The organism is Bacteroidales bacterium (genome assembly GCA_029210725.1).
GTDB lineage: Bacteria > Bacteroidota > Bacteroidia > Bacteroidales.
The window spans coordinates 36,642-53,523 of sequence record JARGFM010000001.1 but is presented as its reverse complement, the minus strand read 5'-3'; the positions used below and the strand labels follow the sequence as shown (position 1 = coordinate 53,523).

General features: G+C 46.5%; 18 protein-coding genes. 2 read left to right on the top strand and 16 right to left on the bottom strand.

Annotated features, from left to right (window positions below):
- Positions 1-83: 83 nt before the first annotated feature.
- Genes P1P86_00240 through P1P86_00225 form a run of 4 tightly spaced genes read right to left on the bottom strand, consistent with a single transcriptional unit; the run spans position 84 to position 2,593 of the window.
- On the bottom strand, positions 84-485 hold the full coding sequence (locus P1P86_00240) for a lasso peptide biosynthesis B2 protein (protein MDF1573607.1): 402 nt from the start codon (positions 483-485) through the stop codon (positions 84-86).
- The gene (locus P1P86_00235; GenBank protein MDF1573606.1) at positions 478-768 is read right to left on the bottom strand and encodes a lasso peptide biosynthesis PqqD family chaperone; all 291 of its coding nucleotides are present in this window, start codon (positions 766-768) and stop codon (positions 478-480) included. The genes P1P86_00240 and P1P86_00235 overlap by 8 nt, the downstream gene beginning before the upstream one ends.
- A gap of 50 nt (positions 769-818) precedes the next feature.
- The gene (locus P1P86_00230) at positions 819-1,694 is read right to left on the bottom strand and encodes a sulfotransferase domain-containing protein (GenBank protein MDF1573605.1); all 876 of its coding nucleotides are present in this window, start codon (positions 1,692-1,694) and stop codon (positions 819-821) included.
- On the bottom strand, positions 1,694-2,593 hold the full coding sequence (locus P1P86_00225) for a hypothetical protein (protein MDF1573604.1): 900 nt from the start codon (positions 2,591-2,593) through the stop codon (positions 1,694-1,696). Before P1P86_00225 ends, P1P86_00230 begins: the two co-directional genes overlap by 1 nt.
- A 93-nt stretch (positions 2,594-2,686) precedes the next feature.
- Between P1P86_00225 and P1P86_00220 the strand changes: the two genes are divergently transcribed.
- Complete coding sequence (locus P1P86_00220; GenBank protein MDF1573603.1) at positions 2,687-4,624, top strand: asparagine synthase-related protein; 1,938 nt, start codon at positions 2,687-2,689, stop codon at positions 4,622-4,624.
- Positions 4,625-4,812: 188 nt separating this feature from the next.
- On the opposite strand, the gene P1P86_00215 is transcribed toward P1P86_00220, so the two are convergent.
- The 12 genes from P1P86_00215 to P1P86_00160 all read right to left on the bottom strand — a co-directional run bounded on the left by P1P86_00215 (position 4,813) and on the right by P1P86_00160 (position 16,109).
- Positions 4,813-5,244 carry a hypothetical protein gene (locus tag P1P86_00215; protein MDF1573602.1) on the bottom strand — a complete coding sequence of 144 codons (432 nt, stop codon included), beginning with the start codon at positions 5,242-5,244 and terminating at the stop codon, positions 4,813-4,815.
- Positions 5,245-5,249: 5 nt separating this feature from the next.
- Entirely contained in the window at positions 5,250-6,149 is a 900-nt protein-coding gene (locus tag P1P86_00210; protein MDF1573601.1) for a hypothetical protein, read from the bottom strand.
- Positions 6,150-6,263: 114 nt separating this feature from the next.
- Entirely contained in the window at positions 6,264-7,607 is a 1,344-nt protein-coding gene (locus P1P86_00205) for an ABC transporter permease (GenBank protein MDF1573600.1), read from the bottom strand.
- A complete protein-coding gene (locus tag P1P86_00200) occupies positions 7,586-9,121 on the bottom strand; it encodes an ATP-binding cassette domain-containing protein (GenBank protein MDF1573599.1) in 1,536 nt (511 codons plus the stop codon). Before P1P86_00200 ends, P1P86_00205 begins: the two co-directional genes overlap by 22 nt.
- Positions 9,118-9,501, bottom strand: a complete 384-nt coding sequence (locus tag P1P86_00195; GenBank protein MDF1573598.1) for a DUF1987 domain-containing protein — start codon at positions 9,499-9,501, stop codon at positions 9,118-9,120. The genes P1P86_00200 and P1P86_00195 overlap by 4 nt, the downstream gene beginning before the upstream one ends.
- Positions 9,502-9,504: 3 nt before the next feature.
- Complete coding sequence (locus P1P86_00190) at positions 9,505-10,074, bottom strand: SiaB family protein kinase (protein MDF1573597.1); 570 nt, start codon at positions 10,072-10,074, stop codon at positions 9,505-9,507.
- Between the two features lie 22 nt (positions 10,075-10,096).
- The gene (locus P1P86_00185) at positions 10,097-10,219 is read right to left on the bottom strand and encodes a hypothetical protein (protein MDF1573596.1); all 123 of its coding nucleotides are present in this window, start codon (positions 10,217-10,219) and stop codon (positions 10,097-10,099) included.
- A gap of 24 nt (positions 10,220-10,243) precedes the next feature.
- Positions 10,244-12,634, bottom strand: a complete 2,391-nt coding sequence (locus P1P86_00180) for a PAS domain S-box protein (GenBank protein ID MDF1573595.1) — start codon at positions 12,632-12,634, stop codon at positions 10,244-10,246.
- Positions 12,635-12,638: 4 nt separating this feature from the next.
- On the bottom strand, positions 12,639-13,403 hold the full coding sequence (locus tag P1P86_00175; protein MDF1573594.1) for a GAF domain-containing protein: 765 nt from the start codon (positions 13,401-13,403) through the stop codon (positions 12,639-12,641).
- A 9-nt stretch (positions 13,404-13,412) separates the two neighbouring features.
- Positions 13,413-14,825 carry a PAS domain S-box protein gene (locus P1P86_00170; GenBank protein ID MDF1573593.1) on the bottom strand — a complete coding sequence of 471 codons (1,413 nt, stop codon included), beginning with the start codon at positions 14,823-14,825 and terminating at the stop codon, positions 13,413-13,415.
- Complete coding sequence (locus tag P1P86_00165) at positions 14,806-15,267, bottom strand: hypothetical protein (protein MDF1573592.1); 462 nt, start codon at positions 15,265-15,267, stop codon at positions 14,806-14,808. Before P1P86_00165 ends, P1P86_00170 begins: the two co-directional genes overlap by 20 nt.
- A complete protein-coding gene (locus tag P1P86_00160) occupies positions 15,264-16,109 on the bottom strand; it encodes a hypothetical protein (GenBank protein ID MDF1573591.1) in 846 nt (281 codons plus the stop codon). Before P1P86_00160 ends, P1P86_00165 begins: the two co-directional genes overlap by 4 nt.
- A gap of 70 nt (positions 16,110-16,179) precedes the next feature.
- Between P1P86_00160 and purQ the strand changes: the two genes are divergently transcribed.
- A complete protein-coding gene (gene purQ / locus P1P86_00155; GenBank protein ID MDF1573590.1) occupies positions 16,180-16,881 on the top strand; it encodes a phosphoribosylformylglycinamidine synthase I in 702 nt (233 codons plus the stop codon).
- Position 16,882 lies beyond the last annotated feature (1 nt).

The following is a 16,882-nucleotide window of genomic DNA, read 5'->3' as shown; positions in this document are numbered from 1 at the left end:
CACCATTCCGCCCATAGTTTTGTTAAATTTCAGGCTTTTAATTCTAGGTTTAGTCCAAAGCTTTTTACTAAATTCCTTTTTTATCATGGTATTACTATATTAACAAATTCATTTGTAACTGTTTTACCGTACCAAGCGTGCGCCTTTAGTTCACTTGATTTACTAATGCCAACTGAAATAATTAAATCTACTCCAAATTGCTTATAAATATAGCGTTTTACAATTAGGCTTTCTGTAAGGCAAGATACTTTCCAGGGGAGATGGTTCAATATTTTTTTCACAAGACAAATTTTTCTCTTATACAGTTGCAAATCTTGGTGCATTTGTTGGGTTGTGGTAAAATATTTAGAATAATAGTGTCGAAGAGGGATAAAGTTGACCATCAAAGCGATTTTAGCTGACATCATAATGATCAAAAAAACCTCTCTTTTTTCGTTCCAATTAGAACGAATAAAATAGCGCACAGCTTTAAAGAATTTATTCATCTATTATCTCAATAAGTCCTTTTTGTATGAATTCCTCAAGTAAGTACTTTGTGTCCTTAATGCATGTATCCTTACTTACCTCATAAATGTTCATCAAATCACCTATTAGATTATTAAAGTTAATGGGGTTCTCAAGCAAATACCAAATTTGAGTGCTTATACGATCCAAATTGTAGTACTCACCATTATTTATACTCAACATTACAACTTCTCCATCAATATCGCTAAACAATTGTTGTGGATTTCTCTTCAATACAGATTCACTTTTGATCTCTATTCTCATTCAAGTTACAATATTTTTTAAGTGTTATACAAATTTAGTCAAAATTTGTTTTATTTGTATATATATGATTGGATATCATTTAAATATCCAAAGGATTCCATTGTAGATCGATGCATTTTAATGATTTGATTCACTTCATGTTTTTTTAAGTGTTTTTGCCAGTCATTCATTGTACCACTTCTAAAGAATTTTAGGGAATTAATAGTTTTCTCTTTGAAACCAAATTTCTCTTCTTGGAATGTAAGTTTATCAAATGAACAATTATATAATGCATTATTGACTTTAGTTTTTGAGTATTTAATATTCAAAAAATCAAGCGCCTTCGTAAATGTCAAAAAGGGCTTATGTAGCATATCCTCATAACGCATGACATGGACTGGCAATTTTGAATGATGAACCCAAGAATTTACATGTCCGGACCAAGAGAACATTTGCTGAGAGAGCTGATTAAAAAGCCTATTCTCTTCCATACAAAATCCAAAAGTATCATCATTCATATGCTGGATTGTTTTAGCAAAATCCGTATTACTATGAAAAGCAAAAGAGACTGCCACATCAAGTGGATTTCGAACAAAATATAGCACCCCCTTTGTAACATCAGGTGGGAACATGGATTCGCCATCAGAATTTAACTTCCAAGCATCGTGTGTTTTCAAAAAGACTTCATTCTCACTTTCATCAGATATCTTTCTATATACTTTTGGTCTGATGATTTCAATCTCATTCATTGTAAGATTAGAGGTATTAATTCCTAGATATTGATCAATTAAACTCCTGCTACTTGCGATAGGGGCTAGGTCTAATTGATTGATATTTATGTCATCTTCTGAATCAGAGTAAAGGTAGCTCAAAAACAATCTGAACCAGGTATTCCCTGATTTTGGATAGGATGCTAGCCAAATTATATTTTTTTTTCTAACCAGCATTAAATGTGAAGTATATGCTTTTCAATGTAATCTGTCAATTCCATAACCTGTAAAGGGGAAGATGGTCTTTCAACTTTATACAGAGGTATAGATGAAGCAAGACTTGATATATTTTTGAAATGTATCTCAAGTTGATTTAGCATTTCCAGGAATTGTACCCTATAAGTATTTTGACGTAATATTTGGAATTTATCCGCCCCAAAGACTTCCTCAAAATGAAATCCTGGAGTATTTTTTGTAGTGAGCAAGATTATTTTTTCCAGAGGGACATGGATTGAGGGTTTTAGGGCAGGTATGGGTTTCCTATATTTTTCTAGCTCAGATCGTACTCTTTCCAAGTTACTTTCTTCATTCATATAGTAAACAACATCTTGCCATAGTTTTAGGTGAGGAATACCAGGATGGATAAAGTGTTTTTTTTCTGAATTATCAATAACGGCAATATCATCAGTAATAACCGAATAACCTTTTATGTAAAAGCCAGCTGCGATAGTGGATTTACCAGCAGATGAAATTCCTGTGAATATGATTCCTTTGTTTTCTTTGGCTACACAACTTCCATGTATAGCTAGCATACCCCTTTGATGCAATAGAGCTCCCATTGTTGATGCAAAGAGAAAAAGGCGAATCTCTTTTTGATCAGTTGTCTCAAGAGGTTCAATTGTAATGTATTTTCCATTTTGTACTCGGTACTTCGCAACAGTATTTAATTTGAAAAGGAAATCATCCTTTGAGGCTTCGTATAATACACCCGATCCAGCCGCTTCAGGTAAATGATCTGGAACGGACCCAAATCTTATCCAAACATCGGGTTTCTGAACGTTAGAACTAACAAGTTCAGGGAGTTCAATTTCAGAGCTCAGATTTAATCCATTTACCCTGTAGGTCTTTGTTTTCAAACTTAGTTTTTTACAAAGATACTTATAAACGTTGTGTCTTCATGAAAAAAATAGATTGACAGGGTTGTTTAAGATTCTATTACATTTGTTTCTATGAGCTCAATTTTCATTATACTAAGTAGGAGTGGGGAGTTGATAGTATCAGAAATTGTTGAGAATGCAATGAATGAAATGGGCTCCCAAAATTGGCAATTTTCTGATACCTGGATAGATAAAAATGTGGGCTTTGGGTGCCATGTATTTCATACTACCAATGCCTTTGGAAAGGATTTAATGCCATATGCAGATGTTAGCTCAAAATGTATCATAGTGGCAGATGCACGGATTGATTATCGATTAGATTTATTGAGAAAATTAAAGGCAGGGACAAGTGATTTCGATGGCATTCCGGATAACCGACTCATACTAATGTCCTATCTAAAATGGGGAGAGGATTGTGTTATGCATCTTCAAGGTGATTTTGCTTTTGCTATATGGGATAAAAAAAGGAATAAGTTATTTGGTGCTAGAGATCATTTCGGCTGTCGTCCTCTATACTATGTTGATGATAGTAAATATTTTGTTATTTCTTCTGATCCGAACGCATTCAAAGCCTTACCTAGATTCAGGTTTTCTATTGATGAGCAATTTATTTTAGATTCAATAAGCACCATTATACCTGAAAAAAATAGATCCGCATTTAAGGGAGTCAATAAATTACCACCAGCACATTCGCTAACGGTAATTGAAGATGATACAGTTCATCTAAAGCGCTATTGGGATCTGAAGGTTCAGAAGGAATTTATAAATTTTTCTAAGGCCGAGGCCGTGCATGAACTTAGGAATCGTTTTATTGAGGCGGTCAAGCAGCGGAGCTATTCTGATGGACCGATTGGGGTTGAACTGAGCGGAGGATTAGATTCATCTGGTATAGCTGCTTGTATAAAGGATACTTTTAAACAGGATGTTCCCGTATATGCTTTTACGCATGATCTTGACAAAGATCAGCAAATAAAACCAGTCGGTTTTAAAAGTGAGAAAGTGTTCAGCTCTAAACTTGTAAAAGATAAGCAAATCGAAAAGCATTACATCATTACAGGAGAAGATTCACCCGGAGCATATTACGCATTAGTAAATTATCTAGGAATTAGACCAGAAGCGGTAGTTCAGAGTTATGGTTTATTGTCCGACATATTATACAAGAAATTATCAAATACTGGCGCGACTGTATTAATGTCGGGATTTGGGGGTGATGAAGGAGTGTCATATCAAGGTGCAGGATTTGTGCAAGAATTAGCTGCTAAAAGAGAGTTTAAAAAATTGCGTGATATAATTCGGAGTAGGATTAGGAAAAGAAGTGGTAGTTTTTATTTCCAACTTATTAAACAATACATCTTTATCTATATTCCATGGTTAATTAGATTTTTTAAACATGATTGGCGTAGATCTAGATTCAAAGTAGTTGCCTTAAATCCTGTAATGCGTAAGAAATATAAAATGAAGAGAAGATTTTTCAATCGTATCTTCCAACCCAATGATCCTGATGTTAAGAGACGACAGTACAAAAGGTTAATGCATCCTAATATTTCTTATAGGTTGGAAACTTCTTATTTGTTATCTAAGACTCATGGCATTGAATATAGATATCCCTTTCTTGATGTTAGATTGATTGAATTTTTTTTCTCGCTGCCATCCAAATATAATTATGAAGATGGGATAGGAAGACATCTATTTCGCGAAGCAATGAATGGGATTCTCCTCGATGAGTTAAGACTCCGAAGAGATAAAACTAGTGCCACTATTCCCTATGTATTATATAGAGTTGTTAAAGATGAGAGCATATTTCGCCTTCTTATTGAAGAAGGAAGAGAAAACAACAAAATTCACTATGTTGATTACGATAAACTGCATTGGATGCTTGATCAGTACAAAAGCGAGATATCAAGGAATAAAATGTCATTTGGAACAAAAGTATTCCTTAATCCCATAAGTGTTTTACTGCTCCAAAAATGGCAGCGGGAAGGGAAAATTGATATTGGGATCAAGTGTTGAGTGGGGGGACGCATCGAAGATTACAATCCGCTAATTATTATTCTTCAGAATCTCAATTTGTTTGAGGGGTGTTCTGTCAACTGACAAAAGTGTCTTGTAAGATGGCGTAAGTTAGTTGTAAGATGCCTTAAGTTACTTGTAACCTGACATTTGATCATATTGAGGTGATATAAGATTCGATGTGGCTTTTACTTCATCACATGAGACATAATCCCAACGGCCTCACCAGCCTTCCCATCACGGAAGTTGATTACGATGGAGTACTTGCCGGTTTTGCGGCAGAGGAAGTTGATGGGGTTGAAGTCGCGGTCGGTGCGGGTGTCGAAGGAGGTGAGCACCATGTTGGAGCTGTCGTAGATGCGGATGATGGTCTGGCCCTTGTCGCTGCAGAGGTTGAAGCGGTAGATGTTGTTACCGCGAAGGATGACGGCCTGGCGGTAGACGGGTGGGGTCTGGTCCTTTTCGGCTTTGGGGAGGCTCACCACAAATTCTTTGAGATAGATGGCGCCTTCGCCTGCTTTTTCGGCACAGGCCTGAACGTGTTCCTTGCGGTCGCTCTGCACCATGGAGAGGGTCAGGAGGACAAATATAACGGCTATCAGTGGTTTCAGAATCTTCATGGCGCTTAGGCTTTGATGTTCATATGCAGGTTCCGGACCTCTTCCGTGACTTCGATGATTTTCCGGAGGGTCTCTTCGCTCATGGAGACATGGGACGATTCGCTTTGAACGACGATCAGCATGCCATCTTTTTCCATGGTTTCCGGCTCGCCCACTTCGTAGGTGATCTTTACCTGGTCGTAGACACTTTTGATCTTTTCCAGATCGTTGATATATCTGGCGATGGTCTCTTCGTTCCGGTAGTTATTCAGTATCAGCAGCAGGTCGTTGAGGATCAGTTTTTGTTCCCCGATCATCGATTTCAGGTCCTCGTTGCTGTTTTTCTGGGCCACCTGGGTGGCCAGGTAGAGGCCTTCCACCCAGACTCCTGCAATCATCAGGGCGCACAGGTTGCTTCTGTCGGTCTCCCGCAGGTAATCGTCCATGTTGTTGAAACTGTTCACCGAGATAAACATCAGCGAATCCAGGTCCGAGCTGGAGGTCGCCAGCCGTTTGATGGTGGCAAAATCAAAAAACTGCCCGATTTGAAGTGCCTCGGCCAGGCGGTTGATGCTGGAGAGGAAATTTACGGCTGTTCCAGTTTTCTCGTACATGTTGAGGTAACCCAGGTCGGCGCTGAGGGCCCCCAGGCTGAAGGCCATTTCAAAGCTGGTGGTGTTGGCGGAAAGGCTTTCCGGATCGGCCAGGTAAGAAATGGAGTAGGGAACATTCAGTGCATTGATCAGGGCTGCCACCTCGATGGGGGAGGCAATGTTCTGGATGATCTCATTCATGGTTTCGGAGGAGATCTGGAGTTCTCCCGTTTCCACCTCGTCCATATTGACTTCCAGGTTCTCCGACGGGCGCTGGCCACAGGCAGCCAGGAGAAGAATGGCAGTTAGCAGAAGCAATAAGTGTTTTAGCATAGTATCTGTTCTTTGAAAGGCTGTATGGGCCTGGTTCCACGTATAAAAATAGCAATTTGCAAAAGCGGTGTTGTTTAAGTTTTAAACGGTTGCCGCTGCAAAGGGTTTCAGGGATTACGAATTTGTTTTTCCTTTGAACAGGGGGCTTCTGATCAGTTTCCCCAGGAGGTCGTAGTAAAGGGCCAGGTAAAGGAGGAGGGTCATGAACCAGATAAAGGAAATGTTAAAATTATAGGTATCGTAATAGCTGCCCAGAAAATACTTGCGGGGAGCGAAAAAGTGGGACCGGATCCCCAGGGGCCCTTCGGGGAGGGGGTCCAGATAAACCGGATCGATCTGCTGGTACAGCTCTCCCTCGTATTCGATAATCTGGTTCTTTTCATAGATCTTTTTCACCTGGTCGGCCACACTTTCATTGTGATAGAGGTTCAGCCACCGGAAATAGAGATCACGGCGGTCCTCCATGAGCTTGCCCAGGTAGCGCTCCTTTTCCCGTTTGACTGCAGAAAAACGGGTGAGGTAGGCCGACTTGAAGTTGTAGTAGGAGATATGCTTCTCGTAGTCGTAAAAATTTTTCTCGAAGGTATTGTCCTTGAACTGTTGCACCATCAGGGCCTCGTACGACCATTTGGTGGGCATAAGCTCTGCCACCAGGGGAACCTTGTCGATGGAGGTGATCTTCCGGTTCAGCTTGTCAAATGAGAACAGGGCTCCGCTCAGGATCATCATGGGGATCATCACCAGCGGAATGACGATATAAATGGCGATCGCCGAAGAGAAGGCCGAAGAGATGACCAGTCCGATCAGGTTGGCACAGACCGCCGTGGAAAAGAGAGCCAGCCAGTAGGCAAAGGTCATTCCCCTGATCTCCAGGACGCCGTTGGCAACCAGGACGAAAGTGATCGACTGGATGGCAGAGATGAGCACCAGGATCTTGATTTTGGCCAGCAGGTAGGCGGAGCGGCTCAGGTGAAGGAACTTCTCCCTTTTCAGGATCTTCCGGTCCATGAAGATTTCTTCTGCACTTACGATCAGCCCCAGGAAAAGGGCCACGATCAGTGCCATGAAGATGTAGATGGGGATGTTTTCGTTCTCCCTGAAAATGTAGTCGCCGCTGGTCGGATCGACCACATAGCGGACAATATAAGCCAGGATAAAGGCCAGCAGGGGACTTACCAGCAGGGTCAGTAACAATTGCTGGCGGTTGTTGATCTTAGAGCGGGCATCCCGTTTCATGTAATTGAACAGCTGCCCGGACCATCCCGGGACATGGAGGCTCGACGGGGGCGGGGAGTCTGGCGGGGGAGCCGCTTCCCGGGGCCCGGCCTCCTTGTACATCTCTTCCCAGGTGTCCGGCGAGACCTTCCGAAGGTCCGTATAGTTGCCATATTCATCAATCTGCCGGGCTTCGATAATATTGAAGATTTGTTCGGGATTCACATTGCCGCATACGGGCATTCGCCCACGGTGGCATTCACCTGTTTATCGGCTTTCCGGAAATGGATCACCGCTTCGACCGGGTTCCCGTAATAGGCCAGACGTCCCCCGTCATCCAGGATGACCACCTGGTCGAACATTTTAAATAGCTCCGACGAGGGCTGGTGAATGACCACAAAGACCAGTTTCCCCTTCAGGGTGAGTTCCCGGAGCAGGTCCATCACATTTTCGGAGTCGCGCGAGGAAAGCCCCGAGGTGGGTTCGTCCAGGAAGAGGATGGAAGGTTCGCGGATCAGTTCCAGGGCAATGTTGAGTCTTTTTCGCTGGACCCCGCTGATGGTCTTGTTCAAGACCGAACCGACCCTCAGGTCTTTTTTCTCTAAGAGTCCCAGGCTTGTAAGAGTGTGGATTACTTTCTCACGGATCTCTTCGCTGGAAAGCTGTTTAAAGCAGAATTTGGCGTTGTACCAGAGGTTCTCAAATACGCTTAGTTCCTCAATCAGGAGGTCATCCTGGGGAACAAATCCGGAGACCCCGTTCAGCTGGCCCTTATCGTTCCAGAGATCGATGTTGTTGATGCGTACCTGCCCGGAGGCCGGAGGGTACATCCCGGAGAGAACGTTCAGCAGGGTGGTCTTACCGGCTCCGCTGGATCCCATAATTCCCACCAGGTTCCCCTCCCGGGCCGAAAAGGAGATATCCTTCAGCCCGGTGACCTTTCCGGGAAAGAAGTAGGAGAGGTGGTCGGCTTCCAGAGTGATCTTTTCCTGGTCCGGTCCCGACTGGAAACGGGAGGCGATGTCGCTGTAATAGACCGGTTGTCCCACGGGTAAGCGCAGGGTCGAGCCACTTGCAAAATTATAGCACACCCCGGTGTGCATGCTCAGGCCGTTGAGAAAAGCTTCGGCCCTGCCCTTGTATTTCACAAAATAGAGTTCCACCGAGGGTACCCGCAGGAAAAAGAGCGGGTCGTTCACCAGGTGGTTTCTGTGGCTGAGATCCTTCCCGTTTTGTGAAGTTACAAAGGTGAAGATGGTCTCGTACTCCTCTTTTTGAATGCGGAAAATGTCGGAAACCGTCAGGACAATGCTGAGGCGCTGTCCGGTCAGCTTGTATTCGGTATTGACCAGTTCCAGGATCCGCACCAAAACCACCACTTTCTGGCGCTGATTGATGGTCTTGCTGATCTGCCTGCAGAGCTTCAGCACGCGGACCGAGTCCAGAACAGAGGTCAGTTTTTTTTCTGTGGGGGGATCTGGTTCGATGGGGGGATCTGGGACTGTGCCGGGATCTGGTTCTGTGAAGGAATCTGGTTCGATAGAGGGATCAGGTTCTGAACCAGGCGGGTTCTTTGGGGAGAGTCCCTCTGTGGCGGTGTCCTTATACAGCCGGAGGTATTCGGGGGCCGAATCGATCCCGATCTGCTGTACCAGGAAGCGGTTTACATAATCGATCTCCTGCCGACTGATGCCCCTGTCCTGTTTGGTGATCAGGGCAAAAAGCTGCATCAGGGCCTTCAGGATCGCTTCACTCATGGTTTATCATAAATGACGTGCTCAAAGGGGGCTTCAATCATCTCGTCGTACTCTTTTCCGGCTTCCTGCATATCCTCATCCGAGCGCAGGGAGTGCCATCGGATCAGCACTTCATGCCCTTCTTCCACCATCTCTTCAAATATCAGGAGGATGTCCATGATCATTTTTGACGAGGCCGTATTAAAATAGATCAGCTTCAGGTTAAACAGGGTTTTGGGAAGTGGTGCCTCCCGGTAAGCGGAGAGCCAGTCGAGCACCGGCTGGTAAAAATCCACCACGTCTTCGGGCAGGGATTTTCCGGCTATCTCGAATTGTTGGTTCTCCTGGTCGAGTATGACCCGGGGACTGTCGTCGGTGTGTTCAATGATTAATGTCTCCATTTGCTATCTGGATATGGTTGAAGTGAAAATAAAGAAGGAAGTCTCCTGGTCGATCTTTACAAAACTATAGTCCAGGTGGTTTCCGGTTTTCCTCCGTATATCGATAAAGCCCAGGCCGGCTCCTCCCTTGGGGGAGAGAATCCCTTCGCGCAGTTGCTTCTTATAGAGATCATCCAGGTCGTCCTGGTTCATGTTATTCAGTTTTGCCAGGAACAGGGCGATCTCCTCGGCATGTCCGCTCTCCACAATATTCCCTGTAGTTACCTGGAAGCGCACTGCGTTCTTTGCCACCAGCACCAGTCCCATCGCCGGATAGGGATGGCCCCGGTATTCATAGACTTCGGCATGCCGGTTGATATTCTGGAGAGATTCCACCATCACATGGTAGACCCTTCGAAGCACTTTGTCGTCTTCCACCTCGTCGAGCTGCTCCTCGACCAGGCCGGTCAGCGCCTTCATCACCTGGTGGGTGATCTGTCCTTCAAAAACCAGGGTAATATCTTTGATGCTCAGGTTGGAGTACCTGTCATAGATGTAGTTGATAAATCCTTTGGATTCGCCGGTATATGTCATAAGGCCTTAAATATAGGAAAAATCAGACTTCGATACCAATCAGCAGCAGGTCATCCAGCTGCCGTTCTTTGCCCATCCACTCCGTAAAATCTTTTTTGAAATGATCATAGAACTGGGGCATGGTATAGCCTGCATTCTCAAGCAATATCTGCCGGACACGTGCAGAACCTTACTTGAGTCCTTCCGGCCCTCCCATCTGGTCGCTTAGTCCGTTGGTGAAAAAAAAGAATTTATCACCCGGCCGGTATTCCACTTCCACATGGGTAAAGAGGCTTTCCGGTTTCCTGGGGTGTTTCAGTCCCCCGATGGCCTTTCGCTCCCCCTTATAAACACTGACCTCTCCTTCCGAAAGCAGGTAGAGGGGCCGGTGTGCCCCGGCAAACTCCATCACCGGTCTTTTCTTCAAAAAACGGCAAAGCGCCATATCCATTCCATCGCGGGTTTCGGGTTTATCCCGGTCCTGTTTCAGAGTTTTTCTTACCTCCTGGTGCAGCGATTCGCACAATTCACCAGCTGAGATTCCCGGATTCAGTCCGCATATGTTATTCATCAGGAAGAGCCCCACCAGGGAGAGAAGGGCTCCGGGCACTCCATGCCCGGTGCAGTCCACCGCTGCCATATACCAGGAATCTTCGGTCTCGAAAAACCAGGGGAAATCGCCCGAAATCACATCTTTTGCTTTGTAGAAGACAAAACTCCGGGGAAAGGCTTTTTTTATGCGGGCGCTTTCCGGGAGTATGGACGACTGGATCCGTTCGGCATAGTTGATGCTATCCTGCACTTTCCGGTTCTGAATTTTAATCTCCTTCTCGATCAGTTTGGCTTCGGTGATATCATGGCCCACGATCAGGATGGTCTCCAGCTCGTTTTCCAGGAACTCGGGGATGGCATCCACATTCAGGATCCTTTCGCTGCGGTGTTCTCCAAGATCCATGGGCAGGTTTAGCTGGAGGTTCTTTTTTACCGGCGATTGCTCCATGGAGGAGAGGATCTGATCGAGCAGGCCGACGAAGACCTGTGAAAAGGGGACTTCGCTTATGTTGCGGTTGACCATGGAGGAGGGGGCAATTTGGGTGTAGTCCTCGACGATGGGATTGGCATAATAAATGTTTCCCGAAGTGCTTATCCGCAGGATCAGATCCAGGGAGTTTTCCGACAAAGCCTGCATCCGGCTTTTGAGCCGCTGTTCCCGTTCCCTGTGTACCGATTCGGTGATATCCGTTGTATTTAACAGAAATCCCCGGATAGCTGTATCGTCGATCATGTTTCTGCAGGAGCTGCGGAGAAATACCCGTTCGCCGTTCTTCTTAATAAACCAGTATTCCAGGGGTTCAATGGCTTCCGGATTCTCTTTCAGGAGGTCGAATACCTGCTGCAGGCGTTTGGAATCTTTTTTCCCGATACGCTCCAGGTCCTTGCCAGCCATCATCTCCTCCATCGAATAGCCCAATATGTTGACTACGGATGGACTGATATAGGTGAGCCGGGCTTCCGTAATCTTACCTTCCAGCTGAATATTGGCCTGCTCCAGCTTAAGCTGAGCGATGGACATCTCCCTGACATTTTCCTGTAACTGAGCCTCATTTTTCTTCAGCTCTTCGGTCATGGACCGCGACTCTTCGAGCCACTTCCGGGTATGCATGCTCATCTTCAGGTTCAGGATGGTCCGGGCTATGATTTCCCCCAGTTCAAGCAGGAACTGGATGGTCAGTTTGGGAATGCGCTCCTTCAGAAATGCAAATTCCAGAACTCCCTGCAGGACTTCGTCGGAGATCAGGGGGACCAGCAGGATACTTTCGGGTTTATGGTCGCCCAGGATTCCCGAGGTGATGGTGATGTAATCTTCGGGGATCTCGGTGCGGTAGATGTAGTCCATTTCAAAGGCACACTGTCCCACCAGTCCCTCCCCGATCTTAAACTCCTGATCCAGGTACTTATTCCTGTTGTAGGCATAGGTGGCGGTGTTGATCAGACGCCGGGAATCTTCATCAAAAAGATAAAAGGCACCCTGGATGGACTGGATGTATGTGTTCAGCACCTTCAGGATCCGGAAAGAGAGCTCTCCCAGGTCCTGCTGTTCACGGAGAACCCTGGATACCAGATTTTTCCCTTCGTTAATATAGCTCTGTTCACGCTCCTGCCGCCGGTCGGCCTTGATATTGAGATGAATCATCCGGAGCGATCTTCCCAGTTCAGTTTCCATCATCTCTTCGTAGGGCTCCGGATTTTCCCCGTCGGATAATAATTTGGCAAATTCGGTGTTTCGCTTCAACAACAGCTGCGAGGCAAGTACCCGTTCTTCATACTCCCGTATGGCCTTGTTCATAAGGAAGTGCATGGGATGTAGAAAGGCTGAGACAAACAGTGGCAAGAGGTCGACAAGGAAAAGCGACGGATGCTCCGAGTGGATCCTGGCAAGGCTTTGAAAGCTAATGGGCAGGCCGCTCTCCATGATAAAGGAAAAGAGGATCAGCAGGACCACCAGGATACTGATGGCCGTTACCACCAAAACTCTCCGGAGGTTGATGCGCTTTATGATATACGGATCCCTTTTTGACATATCTTCAGGAGAGATTGGGGGAAAGTTTTTCTACAAGTTCCCTGCTCAGGATCTTGAACATGTTTTCGATATCGCCTGGATCATACCGGTATCCCGAACATTCCAGAACGGCCATGGTTCTGCCTTTGTGAACCAGGGGAACAATGGCCAGGTAGGATGGAGCTGCTTTTCCCAGTCCGGAATAAACTTCCAGGTGTCCCTCCGGCAGACGGGTCATAACCATTAATTGCTGGTTTTTAGCCACCTGTCCGCTTAATCCTTCGCCGCTTTTAAATGAATAGGGCTCGGTGGAGGCTGTCATGGCATAAGTGGCCAGGGCTGTGAATTCCCCCTTCTCCTCCTGGTAAAAGACTCCCGACATGATTTCCAGTTCGCGGGCCAGGTTTTTAAGCAGGAAGGACCCCAGTTGTTCCCGGGCGATTTTTTCGGGTAAACGCCGTACTATTTTCCTGGCGGCAGAGGCAAAATCCAGTGCTTTCGTTTCCCTGGAAGAGCCCGGTCTGACTCTTGTTTTTTGATTCTCCCCTTGCTTCAAACTCTCCTGCTCGCGCTTTTCGTTGATCCATTGCCGGTGAGCCTTCTTCACGGCAAGCATAAAGAGGTATATTCCCGAAGCAGAGAGAAAGACCAACAGCATTATTAGCCAGCCCGGCGATACCGGACCCAGGACCTGACTGTTCCAGGCAGTGACCATAAGCAGGGTGCCGCTGCTAAGCAACACGGCCAGTGACAGCCAGGTAAGCAGGTATTTTATTCTGCTGTTTTGCATCTCTGTATCTTAGGACTCATAATCCAGCAAGCGGGCCTTGAGGCGTTCAATCTCCTGGTTGGCATCATCCAGTAACTGGTATTTTAATTTCTTCTCGGTGATATCCAGTCCCATGAAATAGATCTTGTATATAACACCACTTTCATCTATTACAGGAGAGAAGGTGGAGATAATCCAGACTTCCCCGCCGCCCGGCCTCGAACGGCGAATCACTCCTTCATACACCTTTTCTTTTCTGACTTCCTGCCAGATCTTTTCAAACTGTTCCCTTTCAGAGTCTTTCAGGAAAAGGCGGTAGTTACGTCCCAGCAACTCTTTTCTTCCATACCCGGTGACTTCGCAGTATTTATCATTTACCTCCAGAATGATCCCCTCGGCATCCAGTTCCCCTTTGATCAGGGAAGTGTTTACAGCCTGCTTGAGCGTCTGCATATCCAGTCCTTTACGGGTAATCTCCAGTTCCCGTGTTTTAAGCTGCTGCTGCAGGGTTCGCTCACCAGTGATATTCACCGCCATGTTCAGGATCTTATGTACCCTTCCTTCGCTGTTTATGATCGGTGTAAAGGTTTGTTGCAGCCAGATCTCTTCGCCCGAGTAGAGCCGGTACATCTCGGTATTGGAGATGCTCTTTCCCTCCTTCAGGGAATTCCAGAATGCCTTATATTCATCGGAAGAGCGGTCGACCACGGCAAAATCACTGTACAATTTTCCCAGCACCTGGTCATCGTGCGATTCCAGCAGCATCAGGAACTGTTCGTTGATGCGGGTAAAGCGGCCGTTCAGACCAAACTCTGCCACCAGGGTCGATTGGTCGATGGCACGGAGAATGCTGTTTATCTCCGACTCTTTTCTGCTGGACTCCTTCTGGGCCTGTTCCAGCAGATTCATATTCTCCCGGGTGGCGGCCTCTTGTTTCTTCAGGGCTTCAGCCTGTGCCTGGGATTGTTTTAGCAACTGAGCGCTGCACTCGCTGTTTCGCACGGCCGTCAGGGAGGAGGCGATACGGTCGGAGAGTGATTCCACGAAATCTATTTCGAAGGGGCGGAGCAGCCGGAGCGTTGCCAGTTCAATGACTCCTGTCACACGGTCGGCAATTTTAAGCGGAACCAGGAGGATGCAGTTAGGCCTTGAGCTTCCCAGTCCCGAGCTTACCTCAAAATAGCCGGCTGGCACATCGGTGATAAAGATGCGTTCTTTTTCACGGGCACGGGAGCCGGGCAGGCCTTCTCCCCACTCCAGTTTCAGGGATTTAAACTTACGCCTGTCGTAGGCATAGGAAGCGACCAGTTCGAGAGAAAGATGTTCCGGATCGGAATCGTCGGTGATAAAGAGCGAACCCATTTCCATATTCATGTAGGTGACCAGCTTTTGAATGATCAAAAAGGCGAGTTCTGTCGGATTCTCACGTTCCGACCGGAGCACCTCTCCCAGCTGTGCGACCCCCTCTGAGATCCAGTTCCGCTTTTTGTCTTCCCGGTTCCTGGTGCGGGGGAATGGTCCCTTTGCTTAGTTTCCGGGTGTACCGGGACAGGGCGGTAAAGCTCTTACCCAGGTACATGGCGAATACAACCAGGAAGCTGGCCAGAAGAAAGATACCCAGAGCCATGGCAAGTCCCAGTTGCCAGTTTCTCCGCCATGGAGACCGCTTTCCCGGGTCCGGCAGCTCTTCATCCATAGCGTAGGAACTGTTTTGGAGGGACAAAGAACTGCTGTCCGGTCCGGAGTGTTTATTTAGCAGTTCTGCCTGGGTTTCCAGGCGTCGGGAAGCATCCATGTAGATAAGTGCCAGGATTATCATCACCAGCACCAGGAACAGGGTGGTTAATATCAGTTTTGATCGTACGGACAGATTTTGGAAGATCATACCGTTGCCTTAATATAGAAGGGGTCCGTTCTGCTAAACTTTTTGGAACTGGCTCCCAGGATCGTTTCATGCACCCCGAGGATCAGGGTCCCCCGCTCACGCAGGTTTGTGTGAAACAGATCAAACACCCTGTTCTGCAGCTCATTGTTAAAATAAATAATAACGTTTCTGCATACTATCAGGTCGAATTTAACCAAAAAGAGATTAGGATCTTTCACCAGGTCCAGTTTCTTATAAACCACTTTTTGCAGGAGCAGATCACTCATTTGAATCATGTCGCGGGCTTCATCGATATGGAAATATTTTTCCCACTTTTTTCTCTGATTCAGGGAATAAGCTCCTTCCCCATTGAGCATGACCCGGTCGAAGTTCTCCAGGTAAGCCTGATTAAAACGGTATTTGTACCTGCCCAGCCGTGCGGTCCTGAGAATCTCCTCATGCAGGTCGCTACCATAAATTTCCGTTTTTTCGAGTAAACCCAGGTGATCCAGCACCATCATCATGGAATATACCTCCTGACCGGTCGAACAGCCCGGATGCCAGATGCGGATCGTCTCCTGCTTGCTGTAGGAGGGGAGCAGGACGTTTTTAATCTCCTTCCAGATATCCGGATCCCTGAACAACTCGGTAGTATGAACCGTGATTTTGCGGATAATCTGGTCCAGGAAGTCTCCCTCACTTTTCATCCGTCCGATCACCTGGTCCATATTCAGTTCCAGTTCCAGAAGGATCCGGTTGAGCCTTCGCCGGAGGGAAGTGTGGGAGTAATCCGAGAGGTCGAAATCAGAATGGTCCCGAACAGCAAGCTGAAAGTTCTGTATATCCTTCCCATCGACCTCCATAGGGTAAATCTAAGGATTTAATAATTACCTTCAAATTTGGATAAAATCCTTTTGTGTTTAACTTTGACAGGTGCAACGAGGTGCAATGACCATCGGTATTCTTATATTCCCGGGAGCCCATGGGGATAAAGAACTTAAAAGGGTTCTGGAAGGAGTATATGGCCAAAAGGTAAGGCCAATATGGAACAAGGAGAGAGATCTCAGCGGGATAGATATTCTCTTTATTCCGGGCGGATTCCCATGCAAAGGCTCTTCCAGCTCTTCCAGGTGTATCGAAGAGTCGCCGGTCATTGAATCCATGCTCGAATTTGCAGAACGGGGCAGAATCCTGGTGGGGATCGGGAATGGTTTCCGGGTGCTTTGTGAGACTGGCCTGGTACCGGGGACCTTAAGGATGAACAGATCCCAGCGTTATATCTGCCGCAATACTTACATCAAACCCGACAATGATAATACGGTACTGACCCGTAAGCTCTCCGGCGACCAGGCTTACCGCATCCCCATTGCTACCGGGTATGGGAGGTATGCCGCCAAGGAGGATACCCTGGTGCAAATGCGCCACCGGGAGCAGATCCTGTTCCGGTATTGTGATGAGACTGCCCGTATTTCGGAGGAAATCAATGTGACGGGTTCGGTCGATAACATTGCCGGTGTTTGTAATGAAAGAAAGAATGTATTTGGCCTGATCCCCCAACCCGAACGGGCCGTTTTTTCCCTGGGCGGGAGTTGTGACGGCAAGGCTATTTTTGATTCTCTGATGGAATATATGTAAT